1 protein-coding gene is annotated in these 590 nt (G+C 66.3%); it reads right to left on the reverse strand.

All coding sequences use genetic code 11. The features are described from left to right. A partial coding sequence (locus ABR39_RS00785; RefSeq protein WP_047345378.1) for a type VI secretion system Vgr family protein occupies window positions 1-590 on the reverse strand: 590 nt, incomplete at both ends.

The raw sequence follows: 590 nt of genomic DNA on the forward strand, positions 1-590 counted from the left end.
GCCGGAAGCGCCCACGGCGGCATGCTCGCGTCGTTGTACACGCGACCGGTGATTATCGGCCGGTCCGGGTCGCCGTTGATAAAGTCCACCACCACCTCATCGCCCACGCGCGGAATTTGCACCCCGCCGTAGCCCTGGCCCGCCCACGCGCTCGACACACGCACCCAGCAGGAGCTGGTGTCATCGCCCTTCGCCAGTCGGTCCCAGTGGAACTTCACCTTCACGCGACCGTATTTGTCCGTCCAGATGCTCTCCCCCTGCGGACCCACGACTTTCGCCGTCTGCGGGCCGTAGGTGCGCGGCCACGCCGTGCTCTGCGCCGGGCGATAAGAGACCGACGCCGGGATGACCGTGAAATCGGTACGGTGAATGGTTTCACCCTCGCCGCTGGCGTAGCGGTTCTCCTCGAAGTGATACCCCGCCGCCGTCACCAGATACTCACCGTTATCGCTGAAGAACGGCGCGTTGGTCAGGGTGAAGATGTGGCCCGGCGCAATGCCCGCCGCCGTGGCCGTGGCCTGAATCTGCTGGTGCTCCACCTGCCAGCGCTCCTGACGGATGCGGGCGTAGAACTCCGCATGCCCGGTCTC

Source organism: Enterobacter genomosp. O (genome assembly GCF_001022965.1).
Lineage (GTDB): Bacteria > Pseudomonadota > Gammaproteobacteria > Enterobacterales > Enterobacteriaceae > Enterobacter > Enterobacter cloacae_L.